This is a genomic window from Pantoea sp. RCC30.1 (assembly GCF_058148845.1).
The window spans coordinates 25,787-44,470 of the sequence record NZ_JBXUHX010000023.1; the positions used below are offsets into that span (position 1 = coordinate 25,787).

The 18,684-nt window shown below is 54.7% G+C and carries 13 protein-coding genes and 1 pseudogene; 3 read left to right on the forward strand and 11 right to left on the reverse strand.

Annotated elements, in window-relative coordinates; all coding sequences use genetic code 11:
- Positions 1–20: 20 nt before the first annotated feature.
- The 3 genes from AC2LB6_RS18040 to cysJ are packed head-to-tail and all read right to left on the reverse strand — an operon-like array spanning position 21 to position 4,284.
- Entirely contained in the window at positions 21–755 is a 735-nt protein-coding gene (locus tag AC2LB6_RS18040) for a phosphoadenylyl-sulfate reductase (protein ID WP_090965720.1), read from the reverse strand.
- The gene (gene cysI / locus AC2LB6_RS18045) at positions 752–2,473 is read right to left on the reverse strand and encodes an assimilatory sulfite reductase (NADPH) hemoprotein subunit (RefSeq protein WP_490094534.1); all 1,722 of its coding nucleotides are present in this window, start codon (positions 2,471–2,473) and stop codon (positions 752–754) included. Before cysI ends, AC2LB6_RS18040 begins: the two co-directional genes overlap by 4 nt.
- Entirely contained in the window at positions 2,473–4,284 is a 1,812-nt protein-coding gene (gene cysJ, locus AC2LB6_RS18050) for an NADPH-dependent assimilatory sulfite reductase flavoprotein subunit (protein ID WP_490094535.1), read from the reverse strand. Before cysJ ends, cysI begins: the two co-directional genes overlap by 1 nt.
- Positions 4,285–4,583: 299 nt before the next feature.
- Here cysJ and queD point away from each other — a divergent pair, with 299 nt between their 5' ends.
- Complete coding sequence (queD, locus tag AC2LB6_RS18055) at positions 4,584–4,943, forward strand: 6-carboxytetrahydropterin synthase QueD (protein WP_490094536.1); 360 nt, start codon at positions 4,584–4,586, stop codon at positions 4,941–4,943.
- A 96-nt stretch (positions 4,944–5,039) separates the two neighbouring features.
- Here the strand turns inward: queD and queE are convergent, their stop codons facing one another.
- From queE to AC2LB6_RS18070, 3 genes and pseudogenes are all read right to left on the reverse strand, one after another.
- The gene (queE, locus tag AC2LB6_RS18060; RefSeq protein ID WP_490094537.1) at positions 5,040–5,711 is read right to left on the reverse strand and encodes a 7-carboxy-7-deazaguanine synthase QueE; all 672 of its coding nucleotides are present in this window, start codon (positions 5,709–5,711) and stop codon (positions 5,040–5,042) included.
- A gap of 601 nt (positions 5,712–6,312) precedes the next feature.
- Positions 6,313–6,765, reverse strand: coding sequence for a hypothetical protein (locus AC2LB6_RS18065; protein ID WP_136197239.1), 453 nt, complete (start codon positions 6,763–6,765; stop codon positions 6,313–6,315).
- A pseudogene (locus tag AC2LB6_RS18070) lies at positions 6,762–7,465 on the reverse strand (hypothetical protein). Before AC2LB6_RS18070 ends, AC2LB6_RS18065 begins: the two are co-directional and overlap by 4 nt.
- A 230-nt stretch (positions 7,466–7,695) precedes the next feature.
- Here AC2LB6_RS18070 and AC2LB6_RS18075 point away from each other — a divergent pair.
- Positions 7,696–7,833: a Rop family plasmid primer RNA-binding protein gene (locus tag AC2LB6_RS18075; RefSeq protein ID WP_136197245.1), complete on the forward strand. Its 138-nt coding sequence runs from the start codon at positions 7,696–7,698 to the stop codon at positions 7,831–7,833.
- A 116-nt stretch (positions 7,834–7,949) separates the two neighbouring features.
- On the opposite strand, the gene eno is transcribed toward AC2LB6_RS18075, so the two are convergent.
- The 5 genes from eno to rlmD all read right to left on the reverse strand — a co-directional run bounded on the left by eno (position 7,950) and on the right by rlmD (position 15,714).
- On the reverse strand, positions 7,950–9,245 hold the full coding sequence (gene eno / locus AC2LB6_RS18080) for a phosphopyruvate hydratase (protein WP_090965729.1): 1,296 nt from the start codon (positions 9,243–9,245) through the stop codon (positions 7,950–7,952).
- Positions 9,246–9,321: 76 nt separating this feature from the next.
- Positions 9,322–10,959: a glutamine hydrolyzing CTP synthase gene (gene pyrG, locus AC2LB6_RS18085; protein WP_003854607.1), complete on the reverse strand. Its 1,638-nt coding sequence runs from the start codon at positions 10,957–10,959 to the stop codon at positions 9,322–9,324.
- Positions 10,960–11,189: 230 nt separating this feature from the next.
- Positions 11,190–11,978, reverse strand: coding sequence for a nucleoside triphosphate pyrophosphohydrolase (mazG, locus tag AC2LB6_RS18090; RefSeq protein WP_490094538.1), 789 nt, complete (start codon positions 11,976–11,978; stop codon positions 11,190–11,192).
- 158 nt (positions 11,979–12,136) lie between these two features.
- A complete protein-coding gene (gene relA, locus AC2LB6_RS18095; protein ID WP_490094539.1) occupies positions 12,137–14,368 on the reverse strand; it encodes a GTP diphosphokinase in 2,232 nt (743 codons plus the stop codon).
- 29 nt (positions 14,369–14,397) lie between these two features.
- Complete coding sequence (gene rlmD, locus AC2LB6_RS18100; protein ID WP_490094540.1) at positions 14,398–15,714, reverse strand: 23S rRNA (uracil(1939)-C(5))-methyltransferase RlmD; 1,317 nt, start codon at positions 15,712–15,714, stop codon at positions 14,398–14,400.
- Positions 15,715–15,808: 94 nt separating this feature from the next.
- Here rlmD and barA point away from each other — a divergent pair, with 94 nt between their 5' ends.
- A complete protein-coding gene (gene barA, locus AC2LB6_RS18105) occupies positions 15,809–18,538 on the forward strand; it encodes a two-component sensor histidine kinase BarA (RefSeq protein WP_490094541.1) in 2,730 nt (909 codons plus the stop codon).
- Positions 18,539–18,684: the final 146 nt, after the last annotated feature.

Here is an 18,684-nt window from a genome sequence, read left to right on the forward strand (position 1 = left end):
TCAGGGAGAGAGGCACGGCATTAGCCTTCGTGCAGACCACACTCGCGCTTGAGACCGAAGAAGCGTGTCTCTTCTTCTGCCATACCCGGCTCCCACTTGCGCGTAGTGTGGGTATCGCCCACCGAAAGATAGCCTTCATCCCACAGCGGATGGTACTTCAGCTTGTGCTGTTCCAGATACTGATGAATCTGGCGGTTATCCCAGTCGATAATCGGCAGCAGCTTGAAGACGCCACGCTGCACGCCCAGCACCGGCAGATTCGCCCGGCTGCCTGACTGGTCGCGGCGCAGGCCGGCAAACCAGGTCTGCGCGCCCAGGGATTCGATAGCGCGGTTCATCGGCTCGACTTTGTTGATCTCATTATATTTCTCAATTCCCTCGACGCCCTGCTCCCACAGCTTGCCGTAGCGCGCTTCCTGCCAGGCCGGTGAGGTTTCGGCGCGGAACACTTTGAGGTTGAGATTGAGCTGGTCTGCCAGCTCATCAATAAAACGATAGGTCTCAGGGAACAGATAGCCGGTGTCGGTCAGAATCACCGGAATATCGGGCTGCTGACGCGTCACCAGATGCAGCGACACCGCGGCCTGAATACCGAAACTGGAGGAGAGCACATAGGCACCTGGCAGATTCTCCAGCGCCCAGCTGACCCGCTCTTCCGCTGATGACTTCTCCAGCTGCGCATTGGTCGCAGCCAGCGCCATGGCACGCTGGACTTTGGACATCTCATTCAGTGCTGCGAGGTCGGGCTGACTCATTTTACTTCCTCCCAAAAATCGCGTGCCGGGTCCAGCACCGGCGCAACAATGCCCGCGCGGATGGTGAAGTCACCAAAGCCTTCTGCGGCCTGGCGCTCGGTGGCCCAGCGTCCCACCAGCTCATCAATGGTGGCGAGAATTTCGCTTTCGTTAATGTTTTCACGATACATGCGGGGAATACGCGTTCCGCTGCGGTTTCCGCCCAGATGCAGGTTGTAGCGGCCTGGCGCTTTACCCACCAGACCCAGCTCAGCCAGCATGGCACGGCCGCAACCGTTCGGACAACCGGTAACGCGTAACACTATGTGCTCATCGCCGACGCCATGCGCGTGCATGATCCCTTCCACTTTGGTCACAAACGCTGGCAGGAAACGTTCGGCTTCTGCCATCGCCAGCGGACAGGTCGGGAACGCGACGCAGGCCATCGAGTTTTCGCGCTGAGGCGTGACGTGGTCCATCAGACCATGTTCACGGGCGATCGCTTCGATCTTCGCTTTTTCACTTTCCGGCACGCCCGCCACAATCAGGTTCTGGTTGGCGGTCAGGCGGAAATCGCCCTGATGGATTCTGGCAATTTGCGCGATGCCGCTTTTCAGCGGTCGGCCCGGATAGTCGAGCAGGCGGCCATTTTCAATAAACAGCGTGAGGTGCCATTTGTTGTCGATGCCTTTAATCCAGCCAATGCGATCGCCACGGGTGGTGAACTCATAGGGACGGATCGGCTCAAACGTCAGGCCAGCGCGTTTTTCAACTTCCGCTTTAAAGGTCTCGACGCCAACGCGTTCCAGGGTGTACTTGGTTTTAGCGTTTTTACGGTCGGTACGGTTACCCCAGTCGCGCTGAGTGGTGACGACCGCCTCGGCCACATCAAGGATCTTCTCAACCGGGAAGTAACCAAACTCGCTGGCGGTGCGCGCGTAAGTCGCTTTGTTACCGTGCTCGATTGACAGGCCGCCACCTACCAGCAGGTTGAAGCCCACCAGCTTGCCGTTCTCGGCGACCGCGACAAAGTTGAGATCGTTGGCGTGCAGATCCACATCGTTATGCGGCGGGATCACCACGGTGGTTTTGAATTTACGCGGCAGATAGGTTTCACCGAGGATCGGCTCTTCGTCGGTGGTCGCGACTTTTTCTTTATCCCACCAGATCTCTGCATAAGCACGGGTGCGGGGCAACAGATGCTCAGAGAGCTTCTTCGCCCACTCATACGCTTCCTGATGCAGCTCCGATTCAACCGGGTTCGAGGTACAGAGCACGTTACGGTTCACGTCGTTGGCGGTCGCCAGCGCATCCAGCCCCACTTCATGCAGCATCTGATGGGTCGGCTTGACGTTCTTCTTCAGAATGCCGTGAAACTGGAAGGTCTGACGGTTGGTCAGACGGATGCTGCCATAAATGGTTTTATCGGTAGCAAATTTGTCGATGGCCAGCCACTGGGTTGGCGTAATGATGCCGCCCGGTAGTCGGCAGCGCAGCATCATGGCGTGGCGCGGTTCCAGCTTCTGCTCCGCACGTTCGGCGCGAATGTCGCGATCGTCCTGCTGGTACATGCCGTGAAAACGGATCAGCAGGAAGTTGTCGCCGGTAAAGCCGCCGGTCAGACCCTCTTCCAGATCTTCTTTGATGGTGCCGCGCAGATAGTTGCTCTGCTTCTTCAAACGCTCAGCGTCTGTTAATTTGCCTTCTACAACCAGCGGTCCAGGGTGTTTATCACTCATTAGTAAACGTCTCGCTGATAACGGCGCTCAATGCGCAGCTCACTTAAAAATTCGTCGGCCGTTTCACGATCCATTCCGCCGTGTTCGACCACCACATCCAGCAATGCCTGCTCGACGTCTTTTGCCATACGATTTGCGTCGCCACAGACATAAAGATGCGCGCCCTCTTCAATCCAGCGCCAGACTTCGGCCCCTTTCGCGCGAATCTTATCCTGTACGTAAATCTTCTCTGCCTGATCGCGTGACCAGGCGAGGTCGATATTCGTCAGCAGTCCATCCTTCACATATTTCTGCCACTCCACCTGATAGAGGAAATCGTCGGTGAAGTGCGGATTACCAAAGAATAGCCAGTTTTTGCCGCTGGCACCGTCGTTGTCGCGCTGCTGCATAAAGGCGCGGAACGGCGCGATGCCGGTGCCCGGGCCAATCATGATCACCGGCGCGTCCGGATTAGCTGGCAGGCGGAAATTGTCGTTGTGCTCGATGAAGACGCGGACCTCGCCCTCTTCTTCGATGCGATCGGCCAGCCAGGTCGATGCACCGCCGCCGCGCTGGCGACCTTCAATATCAAAGCGCACGGCACCTACGGTGATGTGCACTTCGGTATCGGTTTCGGCCTGCGAAGAGGCGATAGAGTAGAGACGCGGCGTCAGCGGTCGCAGCAGGCCGGTCAGCTGATCTGCGGTGAGTTCAGCCGGGGCCAGACGCACCATATCCACAATCGGATAGTGCTGCGCATACTGCTGCAGCCTGGCTTTATCATCCACCAGCGACAGCAGCTCGGCGTTGCGGGACAGTTGGGCGTATTGCGCCACGATCTGCGCAGTATTCACCGTCAGCTCGAAATGCTTTTGTAGCGCCTCAGCCAGCGGCAGGGTTTTGCCCTGAACCTCTACTGACTCATCGCCTTTCAGCCAGACCAGTTCCAGCAGCTCGCTGACCAGCGCCGCGTCATTTTCATACCAGACACCCAGCGCATCGCCAGGCTGGTAGCGCAGACCGGAGTCGCCCAAATCGATTTCGATATGGCGCACATCTTTGTCTGAGTCACGTCCGGTAATTTTCTGATTCACCGCCAGACTGGCGCTGAGCGGAGACTCTTTGCTATAGGGACTGGTAGTGACTTCGTTGACGCTGCCTGCCGCTGTCGCCGCAGCCTGCGCCGGGGATTCGGTCGGCACGCGCTTTTTCAGAATCTCCGTCAGCGCACTGCGCCAGGCGGTAGCCTGCTCTGCATACTCGACATCCGCATCAACGCGATCCAGCAGACGTTCGCCGCCCAGCTCGGCCAGACGGCTGTCAAAATCTTTACCCGCCTGACTGAAGAATTCATAGGAGGTGTCACCCAGGCCAAACACCGCAAAAGCTGCACCGGCCATTTTCGGTGCCTTTTTCGACATCAGGAATTTATGCAGCGCCACCGCCTCTTCCGGCGGCTCACCTTCGCCCTGGGTGGAGGTCACAACCACCAGCATTTTTTCCTGGCCAATCTGTTTGAACTTGTAATCACCTGCATTCACCAGGTTTACGTTCAGCTTCGCGGCCAGCAGGTCATCACGCAGTTGCTCAGCCAGACGACGGGCGTTACCGGTCTGGGAGGCCGAAAGCAATGTAATAACTGGCGCTTCAGCGGCGGGAGCGGGTGGTGCGTTGCTGGCGACGGCGCTACCCGGCGTCTGTTCTACCCGGCCCCAGAAATAGCCTGACAGCCACGCCAGTTGAGTTGGGGAATAATCTGTCGTCGCCGCCTGTAAGCGGGCGAGTTGTTCCGGGGAGAGCGGAAGCATTGAACCAGGTGCCTGAGTCGTCATCGCGTTAAAAATTCCAGTATCAGAAGTCCGGACCGTAAAGTGGCGGAAGAGTGCGTAGGTTACCGGTCCGTATATTAACGATTAAATACACCTTCGACATATCAAATAACCAAAATGACTAAATGGTTTTCCAGGTAGGAATAATCGTTAAAAGTGGTAAGTAAAGCGGTGATATATCAGTAAATTAGCTGGACGCCAGTGTTCAATCTGGCCGGAAAAGTATCGCTTTGTGCGGTGCGGGTGCGAAAAAAGCGGTAATCAGGTAGAATTCAGCGGTTTTTTAATGTCTGAGAACCACTATGTCTACCACCTTGTTTAAAGAGTTCCAGTTCGAAGCCGCGCACCATCTTCCGAATGTGCCGGCCGGACACAAATGTGGCCGTCTGCACGGTCATTCGTTCCTGGTTCGTCTGGAGATTACCGGCGAAGTGGATGCGTATACCGGCTGGGTTATGGATTTCGCTGAACTGAAGGCGGCGTTTAAGCCCCTCTATAATCGGCTGGACCACTACTATCTGAATGATATTCCTGGCCTGGAAAATCCCACCAGCGAAGTGCTGGCGAAATGGATCTGGGATCAGATGAAGCCGCAACTGCCGCTGTTAAGCGCGGTGATGATCAAAGAAACCTGCACTGCAGGCTGCGTTTACCGCGGCTAGGCCTGTCGGATCGAACCCTTCGATCCGACGCTATTCCCCTCTCCGTCACGCATCTGAATCACCTCTTCCCTGCGGTTAACCATTCAACGTGCTTTATCAGGCGATATTGAGGTATTTATGGGTCTGCATCGACAGGCGCCAGTTGCGTTCAATGCAGGTCTCAATACAGAGTCGGGTGGCATCATCTTTGCGGCTGATCGGCTGTAACGCGATGATCCGGGCTTTGGTATCGTCTATCCCTGCCAGCAGCAGATCCAGCGCTTCCACATCACGCTCGCGCGCCACCGGATGTTTGATTTCATCAGCCCGGCTCAGCGCCTGGGGCAGAACATCATAACCGCCGCGCATATTTACCTTCGGGGAAACGGTCACCCAGGTCTGTTCGGAACAGTGAACCTCGTGGGTGCCGCTGGTTTCAATCTGACACTGAAAACCGTGCTGCTCCAGCGCAGTCGTTAACGGACGCAGGTCGTAAATCGCCGGTTCGCCGCCGGTGATTACCACGTGGCGCGCCGTCCAGCCCTGCTGCTCAATGGCACCAACCAGGGTCGCCGCATCGGCATCACCCCAGGCATCGCTCTCCACCGTCTTGATCAAAATATCGCCCAGCGACGTCTCCCGATCTGTCCGCTTTTCCCAGGTGTGTTTGGTATCGCACCAGCTACAGCCCACCGGGCATCCCTGCAAACGAATAAAAATGGCAGGTACGCCGGTGTAATAACCTTCGCCCTGCAGTGTCTGGAACATTTCGTTAATCGGGTAGAACATTTTTTACTCGCCTGGAGAAATCGGGGCGCTGATTATGCCAGCGTGTGCCGCACAACAACAGCTGCGTGACACGAAAAAAATCTGACAGGACTTAAATATCCCTACAGTTTTCGATGGGTCGCTCCATCATGCATTCTCATGTTCCTGCTTTACGGTTGCCGGTGTCAATCCGCTGATATTTCATACCATGTCTGACACTCGGTTCCGCTTGGGTAGTTCGCTCCAGGCTGGATTATATCCACGAACTCCCCGTTTAGTCCGACCACCACGCCGTTCAGGTAACTGTTCTCCTGAGTCCCCCCTGAAAGGCACAACGAATCGCCAGTAGCGGTAGCCATTGGTAAATGGGAAATTAGCGAGATGTGACTAAACTCGTATAGGTTTATATAAATATAAACGACTACCTGAAGATATCAGCCTTTAGAGGCTGAACCAGCCATACATATTTGGTGAATGTTGCCGCTAGAGTCCAGTTACCGTCCGGTTTCGAAGAGTTCCAGCTCTATAAACCCGAACTAACCCGCCTTTCGGGATTTTTTTTCGTTTCTGAGCAAGAAATTACGCCCAGATAAAAAGGATCTCTAAAAGATCCTTTTTAAATTCATTGGAATTCATCATATGGCGTCCCAAACTTTCGATATATCTGCACGAAAACCTCGTCTGGAGACTGAAATTTTACGAGCGATATTACGTCATTATCTGGGTCATTATGTTTTTTCCAGCACTCAGCCTCAACATCACAAGAAGTTTGAGGTTCATACCCTTTATTTTTCAGATAGTTTCTGATTTCTTCGCTATCTGTCACGTTATAAAAATGCACAGTAAATACATGAGCATCAGGACCGGTAATATTACTAAAATCAAATTGATACTTATCTGAAATTCTTGGCATTTCCTTTAGCAGACCTGGCGTATAGAATTCATATTCCATCCAATCTTTTTCAGTGTAAGTTGCTGATCCAGAGAAGAATAATTTTAAAAAAAACCAACCAGTAACCAGAAAAAAACCTAAAACAAAAACGCCAGATACTTTGACGATTATGCGTTTATTCATAATCCCATCCTGCCATTATCGGATCCCATAACTACAAACGTTTTGTCATGCCGGGGAAGTATTACATTCCCGGACAGAAAATCGTTGTAGGGGACAACTGTCCGCATGAACGCCGGTAATACCCCTTTGCGGGGACCTGAGTTGGAAATTTTTCCGGGTCGGGGAACAGCAGAGGCTGAAAGGTATCGTTTTTCCAGCTGCCAATTTTACCGTAGTAATCCCATCGTTTCAGGGCTTCTTCTTTACTTACAGGGCGAAGCATCCCGAAAGGGTTCTGAACAGACACCGCCCGGTAAAAACCCAGCAAATCTGAAACCAGATCCTCACCGCTGAAACCACTGTCAGTGGCCAAATTATTGGGAAATGAACTCTGAAAAGCTTCAAACTTTCGCGCCATACTCATCATCATAGCCAGCGCAATGCTCTTCTGCTCCCAGTAAGGCCGTCCGCACCGAATACGCCAGGTCATCATCTTACCCGACCGTAGCACGCCAAAGGGTGACGTCATCCCCTGTGAATAGCTTACGTCATAAAACTCCTGTCTTGATGATTCACCCTTCCTCATCAGCTCCAGAAGCATACGAATATCTGTCCCCTGTGCATGCCCCAGATCTACCCAACCAAGCACTTCTGTGTAAATTAATCCTCCTTTTTGACTCCCGACATATCGCCCATTAATAATTTCTGCTCGTTTACTCATCCTGAATATCCTTTCCATATGTTTGTTATTTCGGCTGTCAATGTACCATAACATCCGGTTACAGCACCGCCTCAGACGCCCAGAGCGCGCTCCTGTGACCCATCCGTTAAATCCGACTCTTAAACGCCCCTGGATCGCGCCGGTGAGTTTTGCGCAGGCGCATTATTATGCATCAGAATGACTGGCTGACGTTATCGCACGAAATTTACCACGTAAGGGGGAAAACATGGATGAAAAAACAGGAAACCACCGCGCTGAGCATGGCGAAATTTATCCGGGGGCAAACCCTGCTACTTTTAGAAAAGCTCGACGCGCCCGACCTCGATGACGAAACGGCAGACTGTGAAAAGCTGTACGAACAGGCATAAGTGCTGCATCAAAAGCTGAGCGGATGGCGCTCAAATCAGAAGGGGCGAAAAGCCCCGCACAAGGCGGGGCTTCAGAGGCCGATGATGTCACTTAGCGCGACATCAACGCACAGTCATTACTGACCTTTAACTTCTTTCAGACCGTTGAATGGCGCTTTAGAACCCAGCGCTTCTTCGATACGGATCAGCTGGTTGTACTTAGCAACACGGTCAGAACGGCTCATTGAACCGGTTTTGATCTGGCCCGCTGCAGTACCTACTGCCAGGTCAGCGATGGTCGCATCTTCGGTTTCGCCTGAACGGTGAGAGATCACGGCAGTGTAGCCCGCGTCTTTCGCCATTTTGATCGCAGCCAGAGTTTCGGTCAGAGAACCGATCTGGTTGAATTTGATCAGAATGGAGTTAGCGATACCTTTATCGATACCTTCTTTCAGGATTTTGGTGTTGGTGACGAACAGGTCATCGCCCACCAGCTGGATTTTGTCGCCCAGAACTTTGGTCTGGTAAGCGAAGCCATCCCAGTCAGATTCGTCCAGGCCATCTTCGATAGACACGATCGGATACTGTTTAGTCAGATCTTCCAGGAAGTGGGTGAACTCTTCTGACGTGAACGCTTTACCGCCTTCACCGGCCAGAACGTATTTGCCATCTTTGTAGAACTCAGATGCCGCACAGTCCATCGCCAGGGTGATGTCTTTGCCCAGCTCGTAGCCTGCTGCTTTTACCGCTTCAGCGATAACAGCCAGTGCTTCGGCGTTGGAACCCAGGTTTGGTGCATAGCCGCCTTCGTCACCGACTGCAGTGCTCATGCCTTTGCTTTTCAGCACTTTCGCCAGGTGGTGGAAAACTTCAGAACCCATACGGATCGCTTCTTTCAGTGTAGGAGCGCCTACTGGCTGGATCATGAATTCCTGGATGTCGACGTTGTTGTCGGCATGTTCGCCGCCGTTGATGATGTTCATCATTGGCAGTGGCATAGAGTATTTGCCTGGGGTGCCGTTCAGTTCAGCGATGTGCTCATACAGCGGCTGACCTTTAGAGGCTGCAGCAGCTTTAGCCGCTGCCAGTGAAACGGCCAGAATGGCGTTAGCACCGAAGTTAGATTTGTTCTCAGTACCGTCCAGGTCGATCATGATCTTATCGATGTTCGCCTGATCTTTCGCGTCTTTGCCTTTTACCGCTTCAGCAATCGGACCGTTTACTGCAGCAACGGCTTTGGTTACGCCTTTGCCCAGATAACGTGATTTGTCACCGTCACGCAGTTCCAGCGCTTCGCGTGAACCGGTAGAGGCACCTGATGGCGCAGCGGCCAGGCCTACGAAACCGCCTTCCAGATGCACTTCAGCTTCAACAGTCGGGTTACCACGTGAGTCGATAATTTCGCGACCGATGACTTTTACGATTTTGGACATTACGATTTTCCTCAGTACAAGTTAGTCAATCCTAAGACAAGCAACGCGCGAAAAGTTCGCGCGCTGCCTGTGAAGCTTACTTCGCTAAACGCTTCTGATGCTCATGCGCGGCTTTAACAAAGCCGGCAAACAACGGATGGCCGTCGCGTGGGGTCGAGGTAAACTCTGGGTGGAACTGGCAAGCCACAAACCACGGATGGTTCGGGAGCTCGATAATCTCAACCAGTTGATCATCACCCGAGCGACCTGCTACGCGCAGACCGGCTGCTTCAATCTGCTTTAACAGCATATTGTTCACTTCATAGCGATGGCGATGGCGCTCAACGATGGTGTCAGAGCCGTAGAGCTGGCGAACCTGGCTGCCCGGCGTTAACTGACACTGCTGGCTACCCAGACGCATGGTACCGCCCAGATCGCTCTGCTCGCTGCGGACTTCGACGTTGCCATCTTCGTCACGCCATTCGGTGATTAACGCCACCACCGGGTATTTACAGTCTGGCACAAATTCAGTGGAGTTGGCGCCAGGCATGCCAGCGACATTGCGGGCAAACTCCATCAGCGCGACCTGCATACCCAGGCAGATGCCGAGGTAAGGCACGTTGTTTTCACGTGCGTACTGCGCGGTCATCAGCTTGCCTTCCACACCACGGTAACCGAAGCCACCTGGAATCAGAATCGCATCCAGATCTTTCAGTAATTCGACACCACGTGACTCAACGTCCTGTGAATCGATCAGTTTGATGTTCACAGTGACGCGATTTTTCAGGCCGCCATGTTTCAGCGCTTCGATCACTGACTTGTAGGCATCCGGCAGCTCAACATACTTGCCCACCATACCGATGGTGACTTCACCACCCGGATTGGCTTCTTCGTAGATCACCTGCTCCCACTCGGCCAGGTTGGCTTCCGGTGCATTCAGGTTGAAGCGCTTGCAAATATAGTCATCCAGGCCCTGCGATTTCAGCATGCCAGGAATCTTGTAGATGGAATCAACATCTTTCAGCGAAATAACCGCTTTTTCAGGGACGTTACAGAACAGGGCGATTTTGGCGCGTTCATTGGCCGGTACGGCACGGTCAGAACGGCAAATCAGCACGTCTGGCTGGATCCCAATCGACAGCAACTCTTTTACAGAGTGCTGAGTCGGTTTGGTTTTCACTTCACCCGCAGCCGCCATGTAAGGCACCAGCGTCAGGTGCATATACATAGTGTGTTCGCGGCCCACATCCACGGCCATCTGGCGAATCGCTTCCAGGAACGGCAGTGATTCGATATCCCCGACCGTGCCGCCGATTTCGACCAGCACTACATCATGACCTTCACCACCTTCAATAATGCGTTCTTTGATGGCGTTGGTGATGTGCGGAATAACCTGAATGGTTGCGCCCAGATAGTCGCCACGGCGCTCTTTGCGCAGGACTTCTGAGTAGATTCGGCCAGTGGTGAAGTTGTTACGACGCGACATTTTGGTGCGGATGAAGCGCTCGTAGTGACCCAAATCCAGATCGGTTTCAGCGCCGTCATCAGTGACGAAAACTTCACCGTGCTGCGTCGGACTCATGGTGCCTGGATCCACGTTGATATACGGGTCCAGCTTCATGATGGTCACGTTCAGACCACGGGCTTCAAGAATGGCTGCGAGGGAGGCTGCGGCAATGCCTTTACCCAGAGAGGAAACGACCCCGCCGGTCACAAAAATATAATTCGTTGTCATGCTGAACCTGAGAGTTTAGGTTTAAAGACGGTGGAATAACCAGGACGGGAAAACAGTATACTGGAAACCGCTATCAGCCACAATTGATGAATCACAGCCATCCTCCAACGCATTGCTGCGCCTTAACATAGCGGATAGCCGTCGATGAAATGTTGATGTGCGTCACAAAGTTGCCGCCGCGCTGAATCGAGTAAGCGCAAACGGCGACTTAATGCACAGCGCTGGAATAATCAGCGCTTTTCGCCTGCTTTCACCTGCTGCCAGGCCGCTTCCATCTGCTCCAGCGTGGCACCCGGCATGCTCAACCCCTGTGCAGCGATGATCGTTTCAACTTCACGGAACCGGCGCTCAAACTTATCATTGGCCTTTTGCAGCGCAGTTTCGGCTTTGCTGCCGAGGTGGCGCGACAGGTTAACGGTGGCAAAAAGCAGGTCGCCAATCTCCTCTTCCAGCTTCTCGCCATCCACCACGCTCTGCTGTGCCTCGTGCATCACTTCATCAATCTCTTCATGCACTTTCGCCACCACTGGCCCCAGCGTGGTCCAGTCGAAGCCGACATTGTGACAGCGCTTCTGAATCTTGTGGGCGCGCATCAGCGCAGGCAGGGCTTTAGGGATATCGTCCAGCGCGGAATGCTGGGCTTTGTCAGCCCGCTCAGCGGTTTTAATCGTTTCCCAGTTTTTCAGCACTTCGCTGCTGGTTTCTGCCGTGGCATCGCCAAAAATATGCGGATGACGGCGCTCCAGCTTATCGCTGATCGCGTGGCAGATATCCTCAAAATTAAAGCGCTCCTGTTCGCTGGCCATCTGCGCATAGAACACCACCTGAAACAGCAGATCGCCCAGCTCGCCGCGCAGGTCGTCAAAATCTTCGCGCTGAATGGCATCCAGCACTTCGTAGGTCTCTTCCAGCGTATAGGGCGCGATGGTGGCGAAGGTCTGTTCACGATCCCACGGGCAGCCATGTTGTGGATCGCGCAGGGTTTTCATTATGCCAAGCAGGCGCTCAATAGCGTTCATTCAGAGGAGTCCTTGAGTAATCATGTGACAGGCAACGGGCGAAGAGGCAAGGCGTGCAACACTGACGGATGCGGTGAAAAGCATCCGCCAGTGTGTTGTGGTGCAGCAAACGCCCGCGCAAGCTCTTGTCGCCTGTTGCCGCAGTGCCTGACTGAATATCAGTGCAGGCGGCGGGCGTCAATGATATCAGAGACCTGGTTCAGGCGCGCCAGGACACGTCCCAGTACCTGATGGTTATAGATCTCGATATCCATGTCGATGGTCGCCAGCTGCTTTTTGGTGTCGCTGCGGCTTGAAACGCCCAGTACATTCACTTTCTCGTTGGCGAGAATAGTAGTGATGTCGCGCAGTAAGCCGCTGCGATCGTTGGCGGTGACGCGCACCACCAGCGAGTAACCGCTGGAGTAGCTTTCACCCCACACCGCATCGACGATACGTTCCGGCGCATGCGAAGTGAGTTCAGCCAGCTGATCGCAGTCGGCGCGGTGAATCGAGATGCCGCGCCCCTGCGTGATGAAACCGACAATATCATCCCCCGGAATCGGCTGGCAGCAGCGGGCAATGTGATGCATCAGGTTGCCCACGCCCTCCACAACGACGCGTCCGCTCTCTTTCCGTGAAGAGGGGGTGTACGATTTCTGGGTCAGCTGACGCAACGCTTCGCGGTCTTCCTCTTCGGCACTCGGCTTGTTGAGCTTCGCCTGCAGGAAGTTAACCATCTGGTTAAGACGAATATCCCCGCCGCCAATCGCCGCCAGCAGCTCTTCAAGCGAGGTAACGTTATAGCGCGGCAACAGCAGTTTTTCCGCTTCGCGCAGGCTGATATCGAGCTGATTCAGTTCATTATCCAGAATCTGGCGTCCGGCGATGATGTTCTTATCACGATCCTGTTTGCGGAACCAGTTGTGGATCTTCGAGCGTCCACGGCTGGTGGTGATATAGCCCAGATTCGGGTTGAGCCAGTCCCGGCTTGGGTTCGGCTGCTTCTGGGTGATAACTTCAACCTGATCGCCCATCTGCAACTGATAGGTGAACGGCACGATGCGGCCACCAATTTTCGCGCCGATGCAGCGGTGACCGATGTCACTGTGAATATGGTAGGCGAAGTCGAGCGGCGTCGATCCGGCGGGCAGGTCCACCACGTCGCCTTTCGGGGTAAAGACGTAGACGCGGTCATCAAACACCTGACTGCGGACTTCTTCCAGCAGCTCACCGGAGTCCGCCATCTCTTCCTGCCAGCTGATGAGCTTACGTAGCCAGGCGATACGCTCTTCGTGACCGGCTGCGCCACGCGCGCTGCTGGAGGAAGGCCCCTCTTTGTATTTCCAGTGAGCCGCCACGCCCAGCTCTGCATCTTCATGCATCTGGCGGGTACGGATCTGGATCTCCACCGTTTTGCCCTGCGGCCCTAACACCACCGTATGAATCGACTGATAGCCGTTGGGTTTGGGGTTAGCGACGTAGTCATCGAATTCGCTGGGCAGATGGCGATAGAGCGTATGCACCGTCCCCAGCGCGCCGTAGCAATCCTGCAGGCGATCGGCGACGATGCGCACCGCCCGCACGTCAAACAGCTCATCAAAGGCCAGCGATTTTTTCTGCATCTTGCGCCAGATGCTGTAGATATGTTTGGGACGGCCATAGACTTCGGCGCGCACGCCCTCTTTGACCATCTCTTTGCGCAGATTGCTGACAAAGTTCTCGATGTACTGCTCACGGTCAATACGCCGCTCATGCAGTAATTTGGCGATGCGCTTATATTCGTCAGGATGCAGGTAGCGGAAGCAGTAATCTTCCAGCTCCCATTTGAGCTGACCAATACCGAGACGGTTGGCCAGTGGCGCATAGATATTGGTGCTCTCTTTGGCGGCCAGTACCCGCTCATCTTCCGGCGCATCTTTCATTTCGCGCAGGTTCATGATGCGTTCAGCCAGCTTCAGCACTACGCAGCGGAAATCTTCCACCATCGCCAGCAGCATGCGGCGGACGTTATCCACCTGTTCAGAGGCCATGGAGTCATTGTGAATCGCTTTCAACTGGCGGATGGCGTCCATGTCGCGCACGCCATGTACCAGCGAAACAATGCCTTTGCCGACAGCGGTTTCCAGCTCCTCTTCGCTCACCACTTCATCATTAGCCAGCGGGAAAATCAGCGCCGCACACAGGCTTTCGATATCCATGCTGAGCATTGAGAGGATTTCCACCATCTCGATACCACGCCACAGCAGCAGCGACTGATCGGGATGGCCCTGCGTCTGCGCTTCGCAGTAGCGCCAGGTCTCGGCAACGCGTTGACATGATTGCGGGTTGGCAATACCGAGACTGGCGATCCACTGGTCGAGGGCGAAATCCCCCTCAGTATTTAAATGCGCACTTCTGACCGCAACCATAACCTCTCCTGCACAACGACATACATCGCTTATGTTTTTCTGAACAGCACCATGGATTCGAGATGACGGGTATGTGGGAACATATCCAGCATCGCGACCCTTTCCAATTGGTAGCCTGCCGACAGCAATGTCTGGCTGTCGCGGGCGAGTGTGGTGGGATTACACGAAACATAGACCACGCGTTCTGGTGCAAGTTTAACCACATGCGCCATTACGCCCGCAGCCCCGGCGCGTGCCGGATCGAGTAATACCTTGTTAAATCCCTGTGCCGCCCACGGCTGGCGCGACACCTCTTCTTCCAGATTATGCTGAAAGAAACTGACATTTTTAAGATTATTCAAATCAGCATTATACGCTGCCTGCCGCACTAATGCTGCAATCCCCTCCACACCAACCACATTATGTACGAAGATTCCTATAGGAAGTGTGAAGTTTCCCATGCCGCAAAACAGATCCAGTACCCGGTCTTCTGGCTGCAGATCGAGCCAGGCGATCGCCTTCGCGACCATCTGCTGATTAACACTATCGTTAACCTGAATAAAATCCTGTGGGCTGAAGGTTAGCTTAAGCTGGTGAGATTGATAAAACGGCGTCCACTCACTTAACGCACTCAATTCTTCCTCGCCCGCATCCAGGAACAGCATCAGTTGATGCTTATGCGAAAACTGTTCCAGTTTTTCACGGTCTTCTGCATGCAGCGCATCAAGATGGCGCAGAATCATCAGCGGGCCGTTGTCGGCCAGCACCAGTTCCACATGCCCGAGACGCCTGACGGCGCGTAAGTCGCTGAGACACTGGTGCAGTGGAACCAGTAATGCCTCCAGTTCGGGCACTAAAACGGGGCAGTGCTGAATATCGACCAGATCGTTGCTGGCTCCCTGGCGGAATCCCATCTGCAGCCGCTGTGCTTTATTTTGCCATTGCAGACCGAGACGGGCGCGACGGCGATAGCCCCAGGGCTGACCGGCGATCACCTCATCCACGGCCACGTTCTGTGCCGACGCCTGGCTCAGCATCCGGCTCAGCGCCTGGGATTTGCTCTGCTGTTGCAGCGCCACATCGGCATGCTGTTGCTGGCAGCCGCCGCAGCGATCGTAGTGAGGGCAGCGCGGTGCTATGCGGTCAGGGCTGCGGCTAATCAGTCGTGTCACTTTCGCCCGGGCAAATTGACGTTTATCCTCTGTCAACATGACCTCCGCCTGTTCACCCGGCAGAGCACCCGTGACAAAAAGGGTTTTGCCTTTGTGGCGCGCCACCCCCTGTCCGAACGGGTCGAGCTCCTCAATGGTGACAGTGATCCGTTGTTGCGTCGTCACGCGCTGTTTTGCAACGTAGAATTGCGCCATAGTGTTATTAATTCTCTTTATCGAAAACGACCTGCATAGTTTTTGTCGACAGCATGCACAGGGACGTTAATGCCGGAGTAGCCAGGCGACTATTATGACCAAATACAGCCTGCGGGCGCGAATGATGATTTTAATTCTGGCACCTACGCTGATGGTTGGCCTGTTGCTCAGCTCATTTTTTGTGGTGCACCGCTACAATGAACTGCAGCGCCAGGTGATCGATGCCGGAGCCAACATCATCGAACCGCTAGCGATCTCCAGCGAATACAGCATGACCTGGCACAACCGTGACGCCATGCGTGAACTGGTCAGCCTGCTGCACCGCCGTCACTCCGGTATCGTCCGGGCGATCTCGGTGTTTGATAATCACAACCAGCTTTATGTCACCTCCAATCACAAGCAAAACCTCAGTCTGCTGCAACAGGATGATATCCGCGGCCTGCCCGACGATGTCTCAATGGAGCGTCACGGCAGCATACTGATTCTGCGCACGCCGATTACCAGCGAGCGTTACGATGTGGATGAATTACCGGATGAAGATGCCAAGCCATCGGGCAATCCGCTGGGCTATGTGGCGATAGAGCTGGATCTGCAGTCGGTGCGGCTACAGCAATATAAAGAGGTGTTTGTTGCCACGCTGATGCTGCTCTTCTGCCTCTGTCTCGCCATGCTCTTTGCCTATCGTCTGATGCGCGATGTGACCGGCCCGATCCGCAATATGGTCACCACCGTTGACCGCATCCGTCGCGGCCAGCTCGACAGTCGCGTTGAGGGCTACATGCTGGGTGAACTCAGCATTCTGAAAAACGGGATTAATGCGATGGCGATGTCGCTGACCGCCTATCACGAAGAGATGCAGCACAATATCGACCAGGCGACCTATGACCTGCGGGAGACGCTGGAACAGCTGGAGATTCAGAACGTTGAACTCGATCTGGCGAAGAAACGCGCCCAGGAAGCGGCGCGCATCAAATCTGAGTTTCTGGCCAACATGTCCCATGAGCTACGGACACCGCTGAATGGGGTGCTGGGCTTTACCCGGCAGATGCTGAAAACCCAGCTGCGCACCACCCAGCGTGACTATATGCAGACCATCGAACGTTCCGCTAACAACCTGCTCAGCATTATCAATGACGTGCTCGATTTCTCGAAGCTGGAAGCGGGAAAGCTGATGCTGGAGGCGATCCCCTTCCCGCTGCGCGCTACGCTGGATGAAACCCTGGTGCTGCTGGCTCCGTCGGCGCATGACAAAGGGCTGGAACTGACGGTGGTGTGTGACAGCAGCGTGCCGGACAACGTGATTGGCGATGCGCTGCGCCTGCAACAGATTCTGATTAATCTGATCGGTAACGCCATCAAGTTTACTGAGAAAGGATACATCGGCCTGCGCGTCGCACAGCGGGTGATTACGCAGTCGCGCGTTGAGCTGGAGATTCAGGTTGAAGACACCGGCATCGGCATTTCTGAGCAACAACAGACACAACTGTTCCAGGCGTTTCGTCAGGCTGACGCCAGCATTACACGCCGTCATGGCGGAACCGGGCTGGGGCTGGTCATCACCCAGAAACTGGTGCGGGAGATGGGCGGTGAAATCACCTTCAGCAGCCAGCCGGATCAGGGCTCTGTCTTTGTGATTCGCGTGCAACTGGATCTCAATCCCAATGCGCCAGGCATGCCGCGCGTGCTGGAGGCACTCTCAAATGCGCGTATTGCCTATGTGGAAGCGGATGCTAACGTTGCCAGCCCGGCGCTGGAGATGCTGAGCGCCACTCCGCTGCAGATCGATTACAGCGAAACGCTGGAGGGATTAAAAGAGTCTCACTATCCACTGCTGCTGATGGCGATGCCGGTCGATATCAGCCAGCCCGAACTGCTCAATGAGCGCCTGATTAATGGGCTGCTGGATCGGGCTGACAACGTGCTGATGGCGCTCCCCAGCCCGATGATGTTGCTGGCTGATGAGCTGAAGGTGCGCGGCATTGACGGCTGTATCGCTAAACCGATCTCCCTGACGCGACTCCTGCCGATGTTACTGGATCTGCATACTCGTCAGATCAGTGAGCTGCCGCTTTCACCGCGTCTGCCACTGACGGTGATGGCAGTGGATGATAATCCCGCCAACCTCAAGCTGATTGGCGCGCTGCTGGAGGAGCAGGTGCAGAACATCCTGCTGTGCAGCAGTGCCGAACACGCCATTCGCGAGGCGCGCCAGCAGTCACTGGATGTGATTCTGATGGATATTCAGATGCCTGAGATTGATGGCATTCGCGCCAGCGAAATTATCCGCAGCATGCCGCATCACGCCAGCACGCCGATTGTGGCGGTGACCGCCCATGCGATTGATGGCGAGCGTGAGCAGTTAATCAAGGCAGGCATGAATGACTACCTTGCCAAGCCGATTGATGAGAGCAAGTTAAGACAGCTGCTGGCGCGCTACACGCCGCCGCCGGTGGCCTCCGTACCGGAACTGCTGCCGATATTACCGACGCTGGACTGGCAACTGGCGCTGCGTCAGGCAGCGAACAAACCCGAACTGGCGCGCGATCTGTTGCGGATGCTGCTGGAGTTTTTACCAGAAGTACATGCGAAGATGGCGCAGTTTATGGCGGCCAATGAGGTCAATGCCCTGCGTGAGATTATTCACAAGCTGCACGGCAGTGCCAGCTACAGCGGCGTGCCGCGCATGAAGCAACTCTGTCATCAGCTGGAGCGAGGGCTGCTGGAAGCCAGCGATATTGCCGCGCTGGAGCCAGAATTGCTGGAGCTGCAGGATGAGATGGAGAACGTTGCCAGAGAAGCCCGGCAGCTATTAGGGATGGTGTAAGGCTTCTGCGCATCTGTCACTATCGCAGAAGCTCACCGGGCCGCGCGTCAGTGCTCACTGACCGTAGCCCAGCGCGGTAAAAAAGTGCGGCAATAGCGGTGAGCCTGAGCATTCCCGCCACGATTAAAACTGGGCGCATTACGAAG